This is a genomic window from Telmatobacter bradus (assembly GCF_048629425.1).
GTDB classification, from domain to species: Bacteria; Acidobacteriota; Terriglobia; order Terriglobales; family Acidobacteriaceae; genus Telmatobacter; species Telmatobacter bradus.
In genome coordinates, this window is record NZ_CP184532.1 from 1696838 (window position 1) to 1717930 (window position 21093).

General features: G+C 57.6%; 14 protein-coding genes and 5 tRNA genes. 17 read left to right on the top strand and 2 right to left on the bottom strand.

The genetic code is table 11. From position 1 onward, the window contains the following. The first annotated feature begins 274 nt into the window (after positions 1-274). The 12 genes from ACOBR2_RS07320 to ACOBR2_RS07375 all read left to right on the top strand — a co-directional run bounded on the left by ACOBR2_RS07320 (position 275) and on the right by ACOBR2_RS07375 (position 5951). Positions 275-350, top strand: a tRNA-Thr gene (locus ACOBR2_RS07320). Positions 351-524: 174 nt separating this feature from the next. Further along, positions 525-611, top strand: a tRNA-Tyr gene (locus ACOBR2_RS07325). A gap of 16 nt (positions 612-627) precedes the next feature. Continuing rightward, positions 628-909, top strand: a complete 282-nt coding sequence (locus tag ACOBR2_RS07330; RefSeq protein WP_420239375.1) for a hypothetical protein — start codon at positions 628-630, stop codon at positions 907-909. A 39-nt stretch (positions 910-948) separates the two neighbouring features. Continuing rightward, positions 949-1024 (top strand) — tRNA-Thr (locus tag ACOBR2_RS07335). Between the two features lie 126 nt (positions 1025-1150). Further along, positions 1151-1225: transfer RNA gene (locus tag ACOBR2_RS07340), tRNA-Gly, on the top strand. Between the two features lie 60 nt (positions 1226-1285). After that, the gene (tuf, locus tag ACOBR2_RS07345; protein ID WP_420237592.1) at positions 1286-2473 is read left to right on the top strand and encodes an elongation factor Tu; all 1188 of its coding nucleotides are present in this window, start codon (positions 1286-1288) and stop codon (positions 2471-2473) included. Positions 2474-2558: 85 nt separating this feature from the next. Continuing rightward, entirely contained in the window at positions 2559-2708 is a 150-nt protein-coding gene (gene rpmG / locus ACOBR2_RS07350; protein ID WP_420239376.1) for a 50S ribosomal protein L33, read from the top strand. A 114-nt stretch (positions 2709-2822) separates the two neighbouring features. After that, positions 2823-2898: transfer RNA gene (locus ACOBR2_RS07355), tRNA-Trp, on the top strand. Positions 2899-2948: 50 nt separating this feature from the next. Further along, entirely contained in the window at positions 2949-3245 is a 297-nt protein-coding gene (gene secE, locus ACOBR2_RS07360) for a preprotein translocase subunit SecE (protein ID WP_420239377.1), read from the top strand. Positions 3246-3273: 28 nt separating this feature from the next. Further along, positions 3274-3900 (top strand): transcription termination/antitermination protein NusG, encoded by a 627-nt coding sequence (gene nusG, locus ACOBR2_RS07365; protein WP_420239378.1) that lies wholly within the window; start codon positions 3274-3276, stop codon positions 3898-3900. Positions 3901-4060: 160 nt separating this feature from the next. Further along, positions 4061-4498: a 50S ribosomal protein L11 gene (rplK, locus tag ACOBR2_RS07370; RefSeq protein ID WP_420239379.1), complete on the top strand. Its 438-nt coding sequence runs from the start codon at positions 4061-4063 to the stop codon at positions 4496-4498. Between the two features lie 250 nt (positions 4499-4748). Further along, positions 4749-5951: an acyltransferase family protein gene (locus ACOBR2_RS07375; RefSeq protein ID WP_420239380.1), complete on the top strand. Its 1203-nt coding sequence runs from the start codon at positions 4749-4751 to the stop codon at positions 5949-5951. 9 nt (positions 5952-5960) lie between these two features. Here ACOBR2_RS07375 and ACOBR2_RS07380 read toward each other — a convergent pair whose 3' ends face one another. Both ACOBR2_RS07380 and ACOBR2_RS07385 read right to left on the bottom strand, forming a co-directional pair. Beyond that, positions 5961-6245: a helix-hairpin-helix domain-containing protein gene (locus tag ACOBR2_RS07380; protein WP_420239381.1), complete on the bottom strand. Its 285-nt coding sequence runs from the start codon at positions 6243-6245 to the stop codon at positions 5961-5963. An 85-nt stretch (positions 6246-6330) separates the two neighbouring features. Then, complete coding sequence (locus ACOBR2_RS07385) at positions 6331-8631, bottom strand: patatin-like phospholipase family protein (protein WP_420239382.1); 2301 nt, start codon at positions 8629-8631, stop codon at positions 6331-6333. A gap of 648 nt (positions 8632-9279) precedes the next feature. Between ACOBR2_RS07385 and rplA the strand changes: the two genes are divergently transcribed. From rplA to rpoC, 5 genes are all read left to right on the top strand, one after another. Continuing rightward, a complete protein-coding gene (gene rplA / locus ACOBR2_RS07390) occupies positions 9280-9987 on the top strand; it encodes a 50S ribosomal protein L1 (RefSeq protein ID WP_420239990.1) in 708 nt (235 codons plus the stop codon). A gap of 161 nt (positions 9988-10148) precedes the next feature. Then, positions 10149-10682: a 50S ribosomal protein L10 gene (rplJ, locus tag ACOBR2_RS07395; RefSeq protein WP_420239383.1), complete on the top strand. Its 534-nt coding sequence runs from the start codon at positions 10149-10151 to the stop codon at positions 10680-10682. A 231-nt stretch (positions 10683-10913) separates the two neighbouring features. Continuing rightward, on the top strand, positions 10914-11285 hold the full coding sequence (gene rplL, locus ACOBR2_RS07400) for a 50S ribosomal protein L7/L12 (RefSeq protein WP_420239384.1): 372 nt from the start codon (positions 10914-10916) through the stop codon (positions 11283-11285). Positions 11286-12066: 781 nt separating this feature from the next. Further along, positions 12067-16551, top strand: a complete 4485-nt coding sequence (gene rpoB / locus ACOBR2_RS07405; RefSeq protein WP_420239385.1) for a DNA-directed RNA polymerase subunit beta — start codon at positions 12067-12069, stop codon at positions 16549-16551. A 222-nt stretch (positions 16552-16773) separates the two neighbouring features. After that, positions 16774-20964 carry a DNA-directed RNA polymerase subunit beta' gene (rpoC, locus tag ACOBR2_RS07410; protein WP_420239386.1) on the top strand — a complete coding sequence of 1397 codons (4191 nt, stop codon included), beginning with the start codon at positions 16774-16776 and terminating at the stop codon, positions 20962-20964. The last annotated feature ends 129 nt before the right edge of the window (positions 20965-21093 follow it).

Genomic DNA, 21093 nt, shown 5'->3' on the forward strand with positions numbered 1-21093 from the left:
CAGCCCGGATGTTGGGGTTTGGGGCGGCAAAGAAAAGGGGACAGTTCGGCGGTCTATCTGATAAACGAACCTAGCCAAATCTGGCACGGACCAGGGGCAAGAAAAATCTTGGAAGTTTTCCACGGTTTTTTTCTGGATCAGCCCGTTTTGGGCCTCCTGCGATTTGCTCCGGGGCAGGCGCTGTGCTAATCTAAGTTTCGTTGCCGTGGTTGTGCAAAACACTTATGTGCAAGCACATCCGACTGCATACCGGGAAGGCTTCCGGTGGTTGAGGGCTGGCGTAGCTCAGCTGGTAGAGCATCTGATTTGTAATCAGAGGGTCGGGGGTTCAAATCCCTTCGCCAGCTCCACAAATGAAGCCCACAACGGGTGCAAAAAACGGCTAAAATGGTCTGGTGGCCGGTTTGGTTGGCCAGCCCATCGTCGGCAGTCAATCCTGTTTAGTGCATGCTCCGAAATGCCGGAGAAGCTCCGGACGGAGTAGATTGTGCCAAAAACGGCATCGAACGACGAAAACAATATGGGCACAGGTGGCCGAGTGGTTAATGGCAGCAGACTGTAAATCTGCCACTCAACGAGTTACGGAGGTTCGAATCCTCCCCTGTGCACCATCTAAGGATTAGTCGTATGGGCGGGCGCGAGAACGGAAATTCTTCTGGCCCCACCCCAGCGACGGGAAGCCTGAAAAGCACCGGCGAGAAGCTGGATCGCAAGTTCAAGGTAGCCCTTGTGTTGTATGCTGTACTGGCCGCGCTGGCCTGGTTCACGATGGATGCTGGAACGGTCCTGGTGAACGGCAAGCCGGTTGATCTGAGGCTTTTACCGCTGATTGTGATCGGTGGCTTGGTACTCAGAACCGTTTTAGCCCATCAGGCGGATAGAATTCGCCGAAACGGTGGAAAAAGCTGAAGGCCGGATGTTGTAAAATGGTCTAAAGCTTTGTGAAGGGCTGATGTAGCTCAGTTGGTAGAGCACTCCCTTGGTAAGGGAGAGGTCACCAGTTCAATCCTGGTCATCAGCTCCAGATTTTAGGCAGCCGGCAGTGAACAGCAGGCGGAGAACAGTAGAGCGTGTGCGTGAGCGCACGCTATCGTTGTGAAGCAAGCAAGTGCGCTGTTCGCCGGAGACTGATCACTGTTTTGTTGTTTCGGCGGGAGTAACTCAGTGGTAGAGTCACAGCCTTCCAAGCTGTTGGTCGCGGGTTCGAATCCCGTCTCCCGCTCCAGAGTTTGCCCGGCCGAAGCCGGAAGAAGTTTGAAAGTCTAACGGAAGGATTACGAAGGTTATGGCGAAGGAAAAATTTGATCGTTCGAAGCCGCACGTAAACGTGGGCACGATTGGACACATCGATCACGGCAAGACGACCCTGACGGCAGCGATCACGAAGGTGTTGGCCAAGCACAACCCGAAGAACTCCTTCCGTTCTTTCGACTCGATTGATAACGCTCCTGAAGAGCGCGAGCGCGGCATCACGATCGCCACGGCGCACGTCGAGTACGAGACGGCCAACCGTCACTACGCGCACGTCGACTGCCCTGGTCACGCCGATTACATCAAGAACATGATCACCGGCGCAGCCCAGATGGACGGCGGCATCCTGGTGGTGGCAGCGACCGATGGTCCGATGCCCCAGACCAAGGAGCACGTTCTGTTGGCCCGCCAGGTAGGCGTTCCCTACATCGTGGTCTTCCTGAACAAGTGCGATGCGGTGGAAGATGCCGAGCTGATCGACCTGGTCGAGATGGAAGTCCGCGAGCTGCTGAGCAAGTACCAGTTCCCCGGCGACGACGTACCGGTGATCCGTGGTTCGGCCCTGGGCGCGCTCAACGGCGAAGCGCAGTGGGAGGCCAAGATCGACGAGCTGATGGAGAACGTGGACAAGTATGTTCCGCGTCCTGACCGCGCGGTGGATCTGCCCTTCCTGATGCCGATCGAAGATATCTTCTCGATCTCTGGCCGTGGCACGGTTGTGACCGGTCGTATCGAGCGCGGCAAGATCAAGGTGGGCGAAGCCTGCGAGATCGTTGGTTTCCGCGAGACCCGTCCGACGGTTTGTACGGGCGTTGAAATGTTCAAGAAGCAGCTGGATGAAGGCATGGCAGGCGACAACGCCGGCATTCTTCTGCGCGGCATTCCGAAGGAAGACGTCGAACGCGGCATGGTTCTGGCCAAGCCCGGTTCGATCACTCCTCACACCAACTTCACGGGCTCGGTGTACGTACTGAGCAAGGAAGAGGGTGGCCGTCACACTCCGTTCTTCAAGGGCTATCGTCCCCAGTTCTACTTCCGTACGACGGACGTGACGGGTGTGGCCGAGCTTCCTGAAGGCGTGGAGATGGTGATGCCTGGCGATAACGTGACGCTGACGATCGAGCTGATCACGCCCGTAGCCCTCGAAAAGGGTCTGCGCTTTGCGATCCGCGAAGGCGGCCGCACGGTGGGCGCCGGCACGGTCTCGGAGATCATCAAGTAATAGGTGCTAGATGCTAGGTTTTAGGGGCTAGTGAAAACTAGAACTTGGAACCTAGCCACTGGAACCTCATTTGGAAGGATTTGAAATGCGCGAAATCATTACCCTGCAGTGCTCTGAATGCAAAGAGCGGAACTATTCGACGACCAAGAACAAGAAGACGACCACTGGCCGTCTTGAGTTCAGCAAGTTCTGCCCGCGTTGCCGCAAGCATCAGATGCACAAGGAAACGAAGTAATCAGCTTTCAGTAATCAGCTTTCAGCTATCAGCTCATGAGTGGCATGGTCAAGAAACTATAACTTGCCAAATATCAAGCTGAAAGCTGAAAGCTGAGGGCTGAAAGTTGTACACAGGGGCGTAAGCTCAATGGCTAAACTGCGGGTCTCCAAAACCTGACTTGGGGGTTCGAATCCCTCCGCCCCTGCCAGTTAAGCAAGAAGCGGCCGGCCATAGTGCCGGCCGTAAAGGAATTCAAGGATGGCGACGAAGATGGCAATCGAGAAGGGCGAAGAGCGCGGCAAGTCGATGAATGCAGCGGCTCTAAGCGAATTCTCCGGCAACGTTAGCAATGCCTGGAGCGGATTTACCCGCTTTCTGAGCGATGTGCGTTCCGAGATGCGCAAGGTTGTGACGCCCTCGACCCGGGAAGTGAAGACGACCACCACGGTTGTCATCATCACAGTGTTCGTCTTCGGCGTTTTCTTTATGGTTTCCGACTGGGTCTTCCGCGCTGGCGTAAATGCGCTGCTGAACAAGCTCGGCGGCATGCAGTAGGCGATCCTGTACGAATCGAGAGCGGACAATGGCAGAAGAACTAGAACAACCCGAGCAGCAGGAACCAGTAGCCGAGGGCGTGGCTGAGGCTGCGGCAGAACCCGCTGTCGAGCAACCCAATGCGCGTTTCAAGTGGTACATCCTGCACGCCTACTCCGGATTTGAGCGCAAGGTGCGCGAATCAATCCAGAGCCGTATTCAGGCCTTTGGCCTGACTGATCGGGTTGGCCGCGTGATGATCCCCACCGAGCCGGTGACCGAGATCGTCAATGGCAAAAAGCGTACGGTTGAACGTGTCTTTCTGCCCGGCTATGTGATGGTCGAGATGGAACTCGACAATGACCTCTGGCATGTCCTGAAGGACACGCCGAAGGTGACCGGCTTCCTGGGTACGGGTGACAAGCCTGTAGCGCTGAGCGAAGAAGAGGTTGGATCGATTCTCTTTCGCAGCGAAACCACCAAGGACAAGCCGCGGTTGAAGATCAAGTTTGAGAAGAACGAGCAGGTTCGCATCAACGATGGCCCGTTCGCCAACTTCAACGGTGTGGTAGACGAGATCAACGAAGATCGCGAGACGCTCAAGGTCATGGTGACCATCTTCGGCCGTTCCACCCCGGTTGAGCTTGAGTTTGGCAAAGTCGAAAAGATTGAGTAGTTGCAGCTTTCAGCTACTAGCTTCCAGCTTCTAGCCAGCTTGTTTCCTAGCGCAACTGGTTGGACGCAAACGCTGAAACTGTGACACCAAAATTTGTTGAGCATGACCGGCTGGTAGCTGAAAGCTAGGAGCTAAAAGCCGGTTCCGAAGGAACAACACCATGGCACCTCCGAAGAAAATTACCGGTTACGTTAAGCTGCAGATTGTTGCAGGCAAAGCCACTCCCGCTCCCCCGGTTGGCCCCGCGCTCGGTCAGGCTCAGGTCAACATCATGGAGTTCTGCAAGCAGTTCAACGCTCGCACCTCCAACAAGGAGATGGAAGGCCTCGTCATCCCGGTGGTTATCACCGTGTACGGCGACCGCACCTTCAGCTTCGTCACCAAGACCCCTCCGGCCGCTGTCCTTCTGAAGAAGGCTGCTGGCATTGAGAAGGGTTCGGGCACGCCGAACAAGGAAAAGAAGGGTAAGGTAACCGAAGCGCAGGTGCGTGAGATTGCCACCCAGAAGATGCCTGACCTGAACGCCGCCAGCGTCGAATCCGCCATCAAGAGCATCAAGGGCACGGCCCGCTCGATGGGCATCGATGTGGTTGCCTAGTTCAAGTCTGCTTCTGTCAATGAGAAGGTCCTCCCTTAGGGGAGGGCCTTTTTTTTATGCAGGTTTGATCAACTTTCGCTAGAATGTACGAAAGCTGTTCTGCTTCCTTTTATTTATTGTCCACACTACCTGAAGAAAATCGTAGAATTTCTAACTTCAAAACGTAACAGGGTACAGCCATTCCTATCCGCAATACATTCAGCAGAACTTTTCTGTAAGTGCAAAGCCAATAGCTAGAAAGTTGGAATCAATGCATATTCAAAAACCTGTAAACGAATCCTCGTCTGCGCATTTGGATGCGCTGCGTGGTCTGGCGGCCATCTCCGTTTTCTTCTGCCACAGCACAGAACTATTTCCCGCACTCAGATTGCCACACTCCACTCTGGCAGTAGTTTTGGGCAGCATATTTACACTGGGGCACGAGTGGGTCATTGTCTTCTTTGTCCTAAGCGGTTATTTTGTGGGCGGCGGCGTTCTGCGCAGCAGGAACAGGGGAAGCTGGAGTTGGAAAAACTACCTCATCCAACGCCTGGCGCGCCTCTATGTGGTGTTGATTCCGGCCCTGATTTTAGGTGCGCTGTTTGATGGCGGCGGGGCCTATATCTTGGGTAAGGGTGCAGCTTATCCAGGCGATGGACGGATTTCGTTTTCTCCCTCCGACGTAAGAACTACACTTACCGCAAAAGTATTTCTGGCCAATCTCTTTTTTCAGCAGCACTTCCGCATACCGTATCTTGGTTCCAACGGACCCTTATGGAGTCTGTCAAATGAGTTCTGGTATTACATCTTCTTTCCGATCTTCCTGATCATTTTTAACCGGAAGACAGGACCGAACATGAAGGGGCTTCTGACAGGAGCATTTCTGCTCTGGTGCTGGTATGTGCGGCTGGCGAATGTACTTTTGTTTATTCCCTGGCTGCTGGGAGTTGCGCTGGCAATCCTGCCGGAGTGGAAAATCCGCACGGAGCGCATGCGTAGAACGTTGCTGACGCTTTCAGTGGCGCAGTTTGTCGGCGTAATGGCGATGGTTGGAAAGTACAACGTGACGGGTACTCCCTTGCATTCATTTTTCGGTCACCATCTGCGCTCATTGCCGACCAGCCTGCTCGTCGTTACGGTGAGTTCGGTATTTTTGATCAGTACGATATTGCTGGCTGCGCATGGACAAGTGCCCAGCTTCTATAAACGCTGTGCTAAGCGGGCAGCGGGGAGTTCGTACACGTTATATCTGGTCCATGCTCCGGCATTGGTCTTGCTGGAAATGATCTTTCACTTGCCGATGGCGGAATCCGTGACGCAAAGCGTGCTGGCAGGTATCGCAGTGATGCTCGTGGTCTGGCTGTATGCACAACTTGTGTATGAGTGCTTTGAAAAGCGCACTCCCGAGATGCGGCGCTGGGTAGAAGCCAGAATTGGATCTATAAAGGTCAGGCCGGTTACAGTTTCGTCCTGATTCTGGGACTCACTTCTGCATGGATTTTCGACCTTTTGTGTACTCCCACCAGGATCTGGGATCGTTGCCAGCCAGAAAGTCGGTGATGGAGAGGAAGACGTCGAGCACGCAGGGGTCGTGCCGCTGGCCGGCGCGTTGGCAGAGGGCTTCATAGAGAGTCACGGGATCGGCGCCAACCAGTTCGTGTGGTGTCTTGTAGCCGAGCAGGCGCAGATTACCGGCCAGTGACGGACCTACATTCGGCAGGTCCGTCAGTTGAATGAGGTGAGCGCGGTCGACTTTGGCCGGATTCATGACATCCCCTCTGAAAACACTTGGAGCAAGTGTAGAGCGCCTGCGGCGCATTGGCATGGCCTGAACGACGAATGCGGCACAAGTATTAGAAGAGGCGGCCAAAGGTGAGGAAGAGCTTGCGATGGCCGGCATCGCCGACCGATGCGCCAAAGGTGATCAGGCCGAGCGGTGTGCTGCCGACCAGGCCCACCAGGCCGTCCTCGCGCAGGGTGGCGTGCTGCTCAGGGCTCCAGAACTCGCCTGCCTCATAGCCGATGGTGCCGTACAGTCCCTGGCCAAGCCCGGTGGGCAGGGCTGCAAGCTGCCGCAGATAGCCAGCGCGGGTCAGGTACTGGTCCGTGGAGCGGTACTCGTCAATGGAGGCGGCAGAGAGGTGCATCGGCCCGCCCAGGGTAAAGCGATAAGGTTCAGCCACGTTGGCGCGGAAGTAGGTGCTTGCGTCCCCACTGAAGCCGAGGAGGTTCTTTTCGCCCAAGGTTTGCATGTGGCTGAAGGTAAGGTGCGCCATGGGAGCGTTGACGCTTTGCTGGGCATGATAGAGCGCACCCAGGGAGGCATTGATGCGCCAGCCGTTGGGGCTGAGGGCGCTTGCTTGCTCATGGTCCAGTGAGAAGCGCAGCTGGCCCGACTGCGAGCCTCCATTGAGGAACGGACCGCCCCCCGTGCCATCCACCAGCGACCAATGCGTATTTTCGGCGCGCCAAAGGGCGGAAACCTGCGCGGAGTTCGACAGTGTACGGCCGACTTCGACGCCGCTGGAGATGCGCTGCAGGGTGCGCTCGGCCACGCGCTTCTGATTCTGCCAGATGTAGACCGGTTCACGGCTGGCTGCGCCGAGCGGCTGTACAAAATAGCCTCGGTGCGAAAGCAGCTTGTAATACTCAAGGGAAATGCTGCTTGAGGTGCCAACGCGGGCTGTACCACGCAACTCGGATCCATAGCCGCCCAGATTCTGATCAATGAGGCGAAAGTTCATCAGAATATGGATGGGGTTGGAGGTGGTGGCGTTCAGCTCCGGGCCGATGAGCAGGAAGGGCGGGCCTAACGAGCTTGGTTGCAGGTGGATCAGCAGGCCGGAGTCGGGTTGGAGGTGGCCTGCGTCCGACGGGGAGTTTTTACTGTTAGGCGCGGTCGTGCCTTTGTAAGACAGAGCCGGACTGCCGTCGGACGCAGAAATACTGCCCTGCGGACGGAATATTTGGTAGGTTGCCTCATAACCGCCGGCTGAGGTGACGGGTTTGAGCGCGGCATTGGTACTGGCGGGCAGGATGGGTTTGCCCATCAGCGGCTTCAGACTGTTGCGGACGCTGGCCTGGGCATCGGTATCGCCACCCTCCACTTGCACGGCCTGTAATATGCCGGGGTGCGGAAGCTTGCGACGGTTGCGGTCGGTCTTGTACGCGGCCCAGGCCTGATCGTCGAGCGCGTACTTCAACAGTGCATCCCGATCGACCTCGGCTGCAAGGTAGCCGGCGTGGACCAATGCTTCGCCCTTGTCATAATCGGTCCCGGAAAAGCTGCCGAGTGGAATATTCACGACGAGGTCGGCCGAGCGCATGGCCTGGGCGACGTTCAGAGCAATGCCGGCGGAGAAGGCACGGTTGAGCACACCGGCAATCGAGCTGGTGTCGCTGGCGCTCAGCTTGCTGTCTTCAATGTGGATGGCAATGACCACGTCCGCATGCAGATCGCGGCGGACGACATCGGCAGGCAGGTTGTCGACGATGCCGCCATCAACGAGCATGTGTCCGTTTTCGGCCTGCACGGGCGGAAAGACGCCAGGAATAGAGATGGAAGCCCGCACGGCGGAAGGCAGTGGTCCATGATCGAAGACGATGGGGGCCAGGGAATTCAGATCGGTGGCCACGCAGCGAAAGGGAATCGGCAGGTGGTCGAAGTCAAGCTGGGTGGTGTTTTCGTCGGCCAATATGGTGGCCAGAAAGTTGTTGACGCCGCGGTCCGCCAGTAGGGCATTGCGCAGATGGACGCCATGGCGCAGGCCAACGGAAAGGGCCTGGGGCAGTTCGCGGCGGTCCTGGCGACGACGGAAGTTCAGGTCCGCATAGGGCGACTGCAGGGCAAAGACCGCCTGGAAGGGATTGCCGGTGGCGGTAGCGCGCATTTCCTCGGGCGTCATGCCGCTGGCATAGCTGGCACCCACCAGTGAACCCATGCTGGTGCCAGCCAGACGGTCAACGGGGATGTGATGCTCCTCCATCCACTCGATGATGCCGATGTGCGCCAGACCGAGCGCTCCACCGCCTTCGAGGGCCAGTCCAATGGCCGGGCGGCCCGCTGGCACAACCGGAGGCAGATGCGCGGCACTTTGGGCTACAAGATGTGCGGCCAACAGAAAACCGGAGAGAAGGACAGCGGAACGGCGCATCAGAAACCTCGGAACTGGATATGTGGGTGCTATGAATGAGTACGTACGAGCAGAGTGTTGAGTTCAGTGCAGCTTGGGGCCCGCACGGACTGCCTGAAGAGAGACCGTCCGCAGGGAGCGAGCAATTTCTCCTTCTTTGCCGGAGAGGTGCAGGCAAAGCCGGAAGCCACAACAAAAAACCTTCCCGCAAGGAAGGCTTTTTGTTCCGCACGAGGGCGGCTGTGATGTTCCGGGCGAACCGCACTATTTTGACGGTGCGGGAACGAACAGGGGTTCGGGTCTGCGCCCGAGCTCAGGCTTGGGCTTGGGCTTGGGCTTGGGCGTCTTTTTGGTCTCTTTACGGCCTTTGTCCTTGTTTCCCATGGTTGAAAGAATGACACAAACCAGTGCCGGATGGCGAATGAATCTGCAGGGAGAGAGAAAAATGAAAAAAATTACCCTGTTTTTGCACCGCTTCTTGCAATCCCCGAGCCACTTCGATACGATGAATAAGTGCGTTCGGAGCAGGACTCCGAACTGTCAACAGTACCACGGTTGCCGGACTCGTTCCGATGTCGCTTTTTGGGCAGGCTGAAAGGCATGTCTGATACAGGTGGCAGCGAATTCCCCGCCAAGGGGCATGCGGCAACGGTGGGAGACGAGGAAAGAATGGCAAAGATCAGCAAGAATATTGCGAAGTCGCGTGCGGCGATTGTTAAGCCGTCGTATCTTCTGGATGAGGCAGTTGAGCTGCTTAAGCAGGTCAAGTTCGCCAAGTTTGACGAGACCGTCGACCTGACCATGCGTCTGGGCGTGGATACCCGTCATGCCGACCAGATGGTGCGTGGAACCGTGGTTCTGCCCCATGGCCTTGGTAAGACCAAGACCGTAGCTGTGATCGCCTCCGGTGATCGCCAGAAGGAAGCGCAGGAAGCTGGCGCTGACTTTGTGGGCGGCGAAGAGATGGTCGAGAAGATCCAGAAGGAAAACTGGACCAACTTTGATGCCCTGATTGCTACCCCCGACATGATGAAGGTGGTGGGTCGTCTGGGTAAGGTGCTCGGCCCCAAGGGCCTGATGCCCAACCCGAAGACCGGTACCGTCACGCTCGATGTGGCCTCGGCGGTCAAGGAAATCAAGGCTGGTAAGGTGGAGTATCGCGCCGACAAAACCAGTCTGGTACACGTTCCGGTGGGCAAGCTGAGCTTTGACAGCCAGAAGCTGATCGACAACGCCAGCGTTGTGGTTGCCGCCGTGGTGCGCAGCCGCCCTTCGGCGACCAAGGGCAAGTACATCAAGAGCATGACGTTGAGCTCGACGATGGGCCCGGGCGTGCCGCTTGATGCGGCCGTGGCCGACGCAGCAGCCAAGCACTAAGAGGCAGTGGACAGTGAACAGCAGCCAGCGAACAGTGGCGGCGGGTTCAGCGTATGTCCCTGACGGTAGGCTTAAGCAGGATTTGGAAGAAGGAACAAGGGTCGAGGGCAGTATGAACTGCCCACTGTTCACTGACCTCTGTTCCCCGTGCGGAGCACATAATGGCGATTTCAAAGCAGAAAAAGAATGAGAAAGTCGAGCTTCTGGCCCATGAGCTGGAAGGTTCGACGACGGCAATCATTGGCACCTTTGCCAAGCTGACCGTGGCCAAGGATTTTGAGCTGCGCAAGACTATCCGCGAAGCGGGTGGCCGTTACCGCGTACTCAAGAACAAGTTGGCCCCGATCGCCGGCAAGGGTACGCAGATTGAAGCGGCTCTGAAGGGTCTGAAGGGCGTCAACTCGGTAGCCTTCACTTCGGGCGATCCCGTGGCTCTGGCCAAGGCGTTCGCAAAGTGGGCGTCGGACAACGCGGAGTTCCAGTTCAAGCTGGGCATCGTGGACGGCAAGCTGCTGGATGTCGAAGAGGTAAAGGCTCTGGCCACCATGCCGGGCAAGGAAGAGATCTTCTCGAAGCTGCTCTTCCTCATCAACTCTCCGGCGCAGCGTTTGGCGACGGTTATTGGTGCCACCGGTCGCGATCTGGCCGTGGTTATCAACCAGGGCGTCGAGAAGGAAAAGTTCACCGCGGCATAGCTGCGGTAGCTCCCAGCTTCCAGTCTCTAGCTTTCAGCTCTTCCGTGCTGAATGAAAGGCTAGTTACTTGGGGTTGAAGGGTGAAGTTAGTAGCTAGAAGCTGATAGCTGCTTTCAACGGTTTTGGCTGAAGGACCTCCGGAAAGTGCGCAGGTCTGGCGCATCGGAAACTTTCCGGGTTGGAAGCTCGGCCCAGTAACACAAATTCACAGATTCTGATTGGAGAATAATCATGGCGGATATCGCTCAGTTGAAGGAACAGATTGTTGGCCTTAGCCTCCTCGAGGCTGCTGCTCTCGTGAAGGAACTCGAAGAGACCCTCGGCGTTTCGGCTGCAGCCGCTGCCCCGGTGGTTGTGGCTGGCGGCGCTGCTGCTGCTCCGGCTGCCGAAGAGAAGACCGAGTTCCAGGTCATCCTGAAGGATGCCGGCGCGAACAAGATCAGCACCATTAAGGCAGTTCGCGAAGTCACCGCGCTCGGTCTGAAGGAAGCCAAGGATCTGGTTGACGGCGCTCCCAAGGCTCTGAAGGAGAACGCGACCAAGGAAGAGGCCGAGACCATCAAGAAGAAGTTTGATGGCATCGCCACCATCGAAATCAAGTAGTTTCGGTTTCGAAGACTTGCATGTCCGTTCGGGACGCGCTACGATAATCGTTGCGCGTCCCTTCGGCTTGTCTTGACAGTTTTGTGTGCTGGACGGCACGCATTGGTTTGCATCTCGGGGTTCGTGGAGTGGCACGTTCAATCCGTCGGCGCGAGGCAGACTGGCTCGCACCCGGGCGGTTGAATCCGGTAGTTAAGTGCCTTGTTGTCAATAAGTTTCCTGTAGACCAGGCGGGTGGCTTTTGACGAAGGACAAGTGGCTGACTGGCAATCGGCAGAAGCGGGTATCGGGATCGGCGACGAAAGGTCAAACGAATTTGATTGGGAGCTGGGGCTATAGGCCACGCTCGTGAGGCATCGCGTCCTTACGGGCTTTTCGTGTCTCCCATCCGTAGCTTGGAAATAATTTTTCCCGTTTTTGACCAGAACGCATAGAAATTCCCACCGTCTGGAGCCCGTAGCGCAGGAAGAGGGCTTCCTTTGGACTGCTGGAGCGTGTTGTTGAGCGCAGTCTAGCGCAGAGTGTGCCAGTGCGGCAATGGGGACCGCCGGAAATTTACGAGGCTCTTTACAGGAGCCCGAGAGCATTTGAGGGAATTCGGCCGGCAGTTGGGTGAAGGTGTGCCCGATGGCCGGCTCATGCATGCAGCAGGGCCTTCTGGACGGGCCTGAACGCAAGCGGCTTTGGACGACTTTACCGTAATCAGCCGGCGCGATTGAGACTCGGGCGCCGGCGCGAAGCTCCAAACAGGGCTTCGCAAAGAAGGGTCTTAGGAGTGGACATGCCCAACGAGAAGCGCGCGATTCGCAGCCGGCTCGATTTTTCCAAGATTCCCACCGCAACCCAGATTCCCAACCTGATTGAAGTGCAGAGGCGCAGCTACGAGCGTTTTCTGCAGATGGACAAGCTACCCAACGAGCGTGATGACAACGGTCTGCAGTCCGTGTTCGTGTCGGTTTTCCCGATCACCGACTTCCGCGGCATCTCGCAGCTGGATTTTGTCGACTTCTCGATTGGCAACTGGGAGTGCAAGTGCGGCCACCTCAAGGGCCTCCACCACCTACGCACGGCCTGCTGCCATTGCGGCGCCATGGTCATCACCGACCCGTTCCTTCCGGGCGAGGTGCTTTGCCAGAAGTGCGGAACGTACAACAAGAACACGCCTGATTTTTGTAACAAGTGCGGTGACCCTGTCAGCCTGCAGTTGAAGTATGACCAGCAGGAGTGCGAGGAGCGCGGCATGACCTTCTCGGCTCCGCTCAAGGTCACGGTGCGTCTGACCATCTACGACAAGGATCCCGAGACCGGCAACAAGACGGTACGCGACATCAAGGAGCAGGAAGTCTTCTTCGGCGATATTCCGCTGATGACGCCGAACGGCACCTTCATCGTGAACGGCACCGAGCGTGTGATTGTTTCGCAGTTGCACCGCTCGCCGGGCGTCTTCTTTGAGACGGCCAACAACCGCACTTACTTCCTCGGCAAGATCATCCCTTACCGCGGTTCGTGGGTGGAGTTCGAGTACGACCAGAAGAACACGCTCTACGTGCGTATTGACCGCAAGCGCAAGTTCCTGGGCACCATCTTCCTGCGCGCTCTTGGTCTGCGCTCGGATGAAGAGATTCTGAAGAGCTTCTACACGATTGATCGCATCCAGATCGAAGACAACAAGCTGCAGTGGATTGTTCCGCAGGAACCCAAGCAGCACACGCACCTGCTCGGCTCCAAGCCGGCCGTGGCTGTGGTGGCGAATGGTGAAGAGCTGGCGCATGCCGGCCGCAAGATCACCGCGCACACGCTCAAGGCACTGCGCGCCGCAGCGGTTGAAAAGATCGAAGTGGATGCCACCGAAATCGATGGCGCGATGACCGCCTCCGATGTGGTGGATACCGAGACGGGCGAAGTGGTGGTCGAGGCCAACGTCGAGTTGACGGCGGATCGTCTGCACAAGATTGCTGCCAGCAAGGCGACCTCGCTCGAAGTCTTCTTCCCGGATCGCGACGATTGCGGCAACATCATCACCAACACGCTCAAGCGCGACTCTATTCACAAGCCCGAAGAGGCCCTGATCGAGATTTACCGCAAGCTGCGTCCCGGTGACCCGCCGACTCTCGATACGGCGACCGCTCTGTTCGAAGGCATGTTCTTCGACGCGCGCAAGTACGACTTCTCGCGCGTGGGTCGTCTGAAGTTCAACATCAAGCTGTATGAGAACCAGGACGCAACCTCGCTCGATCACCGTACGCTGACGCCCGAGGATTTTTACGCGACCATCAAGTACCTGCTGAAGCTGCGCAAGAACATCGGCGTGGTGGACGACATCGATCACCTGGGCAACCGCCGTGTGCGCGCCGTGGGCGAGCTGATGGAAAATCAGTTCCGCATCGGCCTGGTACGCATGGAGCGCGCCATCAAGGAAAAGATGAGCGTCTATCAGGAACTGAATACGGCCATGCCGCATGACCTGATCAACGCCAAGCCGGTAATGGCTGCCATCCGCGAGTTCTTTGGTTCGTCCCAGCTCTCGCAGTTCATGGATCAGACCAACCCGCTGTCGGAAATCACCCACAAGCGCCGTCTGTCGGCCCTTGGACCTGGTGGTTTGTCGCGTGAACGCGCTGGTTTTGAAGTTCGCGACGTGCACCCGACGCACTACGGCCGCATCTGCCCGATTGAAACGCCGGAAGGTCCGAACATCGGTCTGATCAGCTCGCTCAGCTGCTTTGCCCGCATCAACGAGTACGGTTTCATCGAGTCGCCTTACCGCAAGGTGAAGGACTCGAAGATTCAGGACTACGTGGAAGTGGTCAATGCCGGCGAGAGCGGTCTGCGTGTGGGCGATCATCTGGAAAAGGATGAGGCGATCCGCCTGAACGATGAGCTGAAGAAGGCTGGCAAGCGCACCATCGATACGATTGCTTACAGCTTCTATCTTTCCGCATGGGAAGAGGACAAGCACACCATCGCGCAGGCCAACATCGAGTTCAACGCCGACGGCTTCATCACCGAAGATCTGGTGAATGCCCGCCGTCAGGGCAACTTCGTTCTGGTGAACAAGACCGAAGTGGACTACATCGACGTCAGCCCCAAGCAGCTGGTTTCGGTGGCTGCATCGCTGGTTCCGTTCCTGGAGCACGATGACGCCAACCGCGCCCTGATGGGAGCCAACATGCAGCGCCAGTCGGTGCCGCTGTTGGTGGCCGAGGCTCCGCTGGTGGGTACCGGTATGGAAGGCGTGACGGCGCGCGATTCGGGCGCGGTCATTCTGGCCAAGCGTAACGGCATCATCGATTCGGTTGACTCCGAGCGCATCATTGTCCGCGTTGAAGGCGAGCACCATCCCACGCAGCTTTCGCGTGAGGTTGGCAGCGACATCTACACGCTGATCAAGTTCAAGCGTTCGAACCAGAACACCTGCATCAACCAGAAGCCCGTGGTGCGCGAAGGCGACCGCGTGCTGAAGGGGCAGGTACTGGCCGATGGTCCTTGCACGGAGCAGGGCGAACTGGGCCTTGGCCGTAACGTCATGGTGGCCTTTATGCCGTGGCGCGGTTACAACTTTGAGGACGCCATCCTGATCAGCGAAAAGCTGGTCCGCGAAGACTACTACACCTCGGTTCACATCGAGGAGTACGAGATCGAAGCGCGCGACACCAAGCTCGGACCGGAGGAAATCACTCGTGATATTCCGAACGTCAGCGAGCACGCACTGCGCGACCTGGACGAGAGCGGCGTAATCCGCATCGGCGCCCAGATCAAGCATGGCGACATCATGGTGGGCAAGGTAACTCCGAAGGGTGAAACGCAGTTGACCCCGGAAGAGAAGCTGCTGCGCGCCATCTTCGGTGAAAAGGCCGGCGACGTGCGTGACGCTTCGCTGACCTGCCCTCCGGGCGTGGAAGGCACGATTGTTGATGTGCGCATCTTCAGCCGCAAGGGCCAGGAGAAGGACGAGCGCGCCAAGCAGATTGAAGCGGAGTACGTGGCCAAGCTCGAAAAGAACCTGGGCGACGAAATCCGTATTCTGACCGACGAGCGTCTGAAGCGTCTGGAAGGCATTCTGGGCGCCAAGGAAGTGCTGGCCGATCTGCATGACGAGCGCACCAACAAGCGTCTGCTGACCAAGGGCGTGATGCTCGACCGCGACACTATCGAGCGCATCTCGACCAAGAACCTCAAGCGCATCCGCTACGCTGACAAGGATCCCCGCGTCAACGAGCAGATCGATGAGATCGAAGAGATGACTTCGCGCCAGATAGAAGTGCTGCGCAAGATCACCAACGAGAAGGTTGCCAAGCTGCAGAAGGGCGACGAGCTGCCTCCGGGCGTGATCAAGCTGGTCAAGGTCTACATCGCCATGAAGCGTAAGCTTTCGGTGGGTGACAAGATGGCCGGCCGTCACGGTAACAAGGGTGTGATTTCGCGCATTCTTCCTGAGGAAGATATGCCGTATCTGCCCGATGGTCGTCCGGTGGAGATCGTTCTGAACCCGCTCGGCGTGCCTTCCCGTATGAACGTCGGACAGATTCTGGAGACGCACCTTGGCTGGGCCGCAGCTGAGCTGGGCAAGAAGATTGCCGAGCTGGTTGAGGCTAACAGCGATGTGAACTTCATTCGCGAGACGATGCGCAAGGAGTTTGCTGGTACGGCTTGCCTGCATCAGCTTGAGGAGCTGGACGATGACATGCTGGTGCGGGTGGCGCGTGGTATGAAGCGCGGCATCTGGCTGGGCACGAACGTCTTCGACGGCGCACAGGAAAGCGAAATCAAGGCGTTGCTAGCCGCAGCGGGTCTGCCTTCTTCGGGCAAGACCATGCTCTATGACGGCATGACCGGCGATCAGTTCGAGCAGCCCGTGACGGTGGGCATGATCTACATGCTTAAACTGTCGCACTTGGTGGACGACAAGATCCACGCCCGTTCGATCGGACCGTACTCGTTGATCACCCAGCAGCCGCTGGGCGGCAAGGCGCAGTTCGGTGGCCAGCGTTTTGGCGAAATGGAAGTCTGGGCGCTGGAGGCTTATGGCGCGGCTTACATTCTGCAGGAACTGCTGACCTCGAAGTCGGATGACGTGTTTGGCCGTACCAAGATTTACGAGGCCATTGTGAAGGGCGAGACGGCGATGGAGCCGGGTGTGCCTGAGTCGTTCAACGTGTTGATCCGCGAATTGCAGTCGCTTTGCCTTGATGTGGAACTGATCAAGCGCGGCGATCTGGTGCCAAAGACGATTGAAGCTGAGCCGGAACCGGCTGTCGCTGATTAGCTGCTAGCTACTAGCTTCCAGCCTCTAGCTTGAAAGGCCTGCCGCAAGGCGTATGAGCCCAGTCAAGCAAGAAGAGCTGGAAGCTGGAAGCCAGTAGCTAGAAGCTGTTTTTAGGATCCTTTCTCATAGCGGTAAACGCCGCTTCCCGGGAAGAAAGGATCTGAAGAGAATCCCGGGAGTAGCCGCGGCGCGTGCCGTAAAGGCCCGCCAAGGAGGGTCGCCTTGTTTCGTTCGAACCCGTTTGAGCTTACCAGCCCGATTACTGATTTCGATGCCATCCGCATCATGCTGGCATCGCCTGAAAAGATCCGTTCCTGGTCGCACGGCGAAGTCACCAAGCCGGAGACCATCAATTACCGTACCTTCAAGCCGGAGCGCGATGGCCTGTTCTGCGCCCGCATCTTTGGACCTGTAACCGATTGGGAGTGCTTGTGCGGCAAGTACAAGCGCATGAAGCACCGCGGAGTGATCTGCGACAAGTGCGGCGTCGAAGTTACGGTTAGCAAGGTGCGTCGCGAGCGCATGGGCCACATTGAGCTGGCTTCGCCCTGCTCGCATGTGTGGTTCTTCAAGGGCCTGCCTTCGCGTATTGGCCACTTGCTGGATATTTCGCTGCGCGACCTCGAAAGCATTCTCTACTTCGAGTCGTACGTGGTGGTTGATCCGGGTGATTCGCCGACTAAGGAACGCGAAATCATCAAGGACGAGACCAAGTTCCGTGAGCTCGATCAGCAGTTCCGCCCCACTGGCTTCAAGGCCATGATGGGCGCCGAAGCCATTAAGGAACTGCTCAAGCGCGTCAATGTGGATGAACTCAGCATTGAGATGCGCGAGCGCATGAAGACCGAGACCTCGGCGCAGAAGAAGATCAAGTACGCCAAGCGTCTGAAGGTCGTTGAGGCCTTCCGCAAGAGCGACAACAAGCCGCAGTGGATGATTCTGGATGTGCTGCCAGTCATTCCTCCTGAGCTGCGCCCGTTGGTGCCGCTCGATGGTGGTCGCTTTGCCACATCCGATCTGAACGACCTTTATCGTCGTGTGATCAACCGCAACAACCGCTTGAAGAAGCTGATGGATCTGCACGCTCCGGAAGTGATCGTGCGGAACGAAAAGCGCATGCTGCAGGAGGCCGTCGACGCTCTGTTCGATAACGGTCGCCGTGGCCGTGTGCTGCGTGGCGCCAACAACCGCCCGCTCAAGTCGCTCTCCGATACGCTCAAGGGCAAGCAGGGCCGTTTCCGTCAGAACCTGCTCGGCAAGCGCGTGGATTACTCCGGTCGTTCGGTGATCGTCGTCGGTCCTGACCTCAAGCTGCACCAGTGTGGTCTGCCGAAGAAGATGGCGCTCGAACTCTTCAAGCCCTTCATCTATCACCGTCTGGAGCAGACCGGCCAGTGCACCACCATCAAGCAGGCTAAGGAAATGGTGGAGATGCAGGAGCCGGTGGTCTGGGACATTCTGGAAGAGGTCATCAAGGACCATCCAGTGATGCTCAACCGCGCTCCTACGTTGCACCGTTTGGGCATTCAGGCCTTTGAGCCGGTTCTGGTCGAAGGCAAGGCCATCAAGCTGCATCCGCTCTGCTGCACCGCCTTTAACGCCGACTTCGACGGCGATCAGATGGCTGTGCACATTCCTCTGTCGCCTGAAGCGCAGATTGAAGCCAGTGTCTTGATGCTTGCTTCGCACAACATTCTTTCGCCTGCCAGCGGCCAGCCGATCACGGTGCCGACGCAGGATATGGTTCTTGGTCTCTACTACTTGACCAAGGCCAAGAAGGGTGCCAAGGGCGAAGGTCGCGTCTTCTCGAATATCGAAGAAGTGCTGATGGCGCTCGAAGCCAAGGAACTGGAGACGCTCTCGCCGATCCGTCTGCGCTACACCGGCAAGGTGATGGATCTGACGACGGCCTATGACGACCAGGATCTGACTCACACGGAACCGGTCGAGTTCAATCGTCAGTACGTCAACACCACTGTTGGTCGCGTCATTTTGAACGATGCACTTCCGGCCGGCATGCCTTTCATCAACGGCCTGCTGAAGAAGAAGGGCATTGGCCAGCTGGTGAACTATTGCAACCACAATCTCGGACTCGAGACGACGGTGAGCATGCTGGACAAGATCAAGGCGCTGGGCTACCTCTTTGCGACCCGTTCGGGTCTGTCGGTGGGCCTGGACGACATGGTCATTCCGGCCAGCAAGTACACCGTGGTAGACGAAGCTGACCAGAAGGTGATCGAAGTCCAGAAGCAGTACATGGACGGTGCCATCACCAACGGTGAGCGTTCGAACAAGGTCATCCAGATGTGGTCGACGGTGACGGATCGCGTGGCCGATGAGATGTTCGGCAACATGAAGAAGGCCGACGAAGACGGCGCCTTCAACCCGATCTACATCATGGCCGACTCCGGCGCTCGTGGTTCGAAGCAGCAGATTCGTCAGCTCAGCGGTATGCGTGGTTTGATGGCCAAGCCCTCGGGCGAAGTTATCGAAACCCCCATTACCTCGAACTTCCGCGAAGGCCTCACGGTTCTCGAGTACTTCATTTCGACGCACGGCGCACGTAAGGGGCTGGCTGATACGGCACTGAAGACCGCTGACTCGGGCTATCTGACTCGTCGTCTGGTGGACGTGGCGCAGGACGTGATCGTGACCGAGTTCGATTGCGGCACGAGCGAAGGCATCTACGTCGGTTCGATCGTGGAGTCGGGCGAAATCATTGAAGCGCTGCGTGACCGCATCATTGGTCGCGTATCGCTTGAGCGCATCAAGGATTACGACGGCAACGTGGTAATCGACGTGAACCATCAGATCGACGAAGAAACCGCTGTGGCGATTCAGGGTGCGGGCGTGGAGCGGGTCAAGATCCGTTCGGTGCTCACCTGCGAATCCCGGCGCGGCGTCTGCGCTCTCTGCTACGGCCGTAACCTTGGTTCTGGCCGCATGGTGGAGCTTGGCGAGACCTGCGGCGTCATTGCCGCACAGTCCATCGGCGAACCTGGAACACAGTTGACCATGCGTACCTTCCACGTGGGTGGTACGGCTAGCCGCGTGGCCGATAAGTCGCGCCTGGATGCCAAGAACAACGGTACCGTCCGCTTCATCAACCTGAACACGGTTGAGGGTCGCGACGGCCTGATGGTGGCCATGAACCGTTCCGGTTCGATCGCCATCGTTGACGACCGCAACCGTGAGAAGGAGCGCTACCAGGTTGTGTACGGCGCCCGTCTGCGGGTGAAGGAAGACGAGAAGGTCAAGATCGGCACCCTGCTGGCGGAATGGGATCCTTACACCTATTCGGTTCTTACCGAAATTGGTGGTACGGTCCAGTTCAAGGATCTGCAGGAAGGCATTACGCTGAACGAGGAAGTGGACGAAGTCACGGGTCTGTCGCGCCTGGTTGTGGGCGATTCACCCGATGAAAAGCGTCAGCCGATGTTCCTCATCAAGAGCGCGAAGGGCAACAAGCGTTATCTGCTGCCGCGTGGCGCTCACTTGATGGTGGAAGACGGCGCCGAGGTTGGTCCTGGCGATGTGCTGGCCAAGATCCCCAAGGAATCGACTCGTACCAAGGACATCACCGGCGGTCTGCCGCGCGTTGTGGAACTTTTCGAAGCCCGCAAGCCGCGTGAGACAGCCACCATCAGCGAAATCGATGGCGTGGTTCGCTTTGGTGAAATCTCCAAGGGACAGCGCAAGATCTACGTTACGGCTGACAACGGTGAAGAGCGCGAGTACAGTGTGCCGCGTGGCATCTACGTCAACGTTCAGGAAGGCGAGCGTCTGCGTGCAGGCGATCCCCTCATGGACGGCCCGCTCAACCCGCACGACATTTTGGCCGTGCTCGGTGAGAAGGAACTGCAGTCTTACCTGGTGAACGAAATTCAGGAAGTCTACCGTCTGCAGGGCGTGGCCATCAGCGATAAGCACATCGAAGTGATCGTGCGTCAGATGCTGCGCTGGGTTCGCATTGATGAAGTGGGTGATACGAACTTCCTGCTCGAGCAGCAGGTGGATCGCTTCCGCTTCCGCGAGGAGAATGATCGAGTGTTGGCAAAGGGTGGCCGTCCGGCCATCGGCCGTCCGTTGCTGCTGGGTATCACCAAGGCGTCGCTGTCCACGGATAGCTTCATCTCGGCGGCCAGCTTCCAGGAGACGACCCGCGTGCTCACTGAGGCCTCGATCAACGGCGCAATCGACAATCTGCGCGGCCTGAAGGAGAACGTGATTGTGGGCCGTCTGATTCCGGCCGGCACCGGTCTCGAGTACTATCGCAACGTTCAGCTTTCTCCGGAACTCGAGGAAGCTGCGGCCAAGGTCCAGCAGGAAGTTTCTGCCGAGATCGAAGCTGCCGAGCGCGAACTCGAAATGATGCGTCAGGAAGGCGAAGCCGAAGAGATGGCAGCCGAATAGCACCTGCGGTGCGGCCAATATTCCATTGGCTCAACCCAACTGAAAGGCCCGGTCAAAAGCCGGGCCTTTTCTTTTTGATCTTCTGTTGACTGGCATTTTTCCTGTATTTACGGAAAGATGGTTGAATAC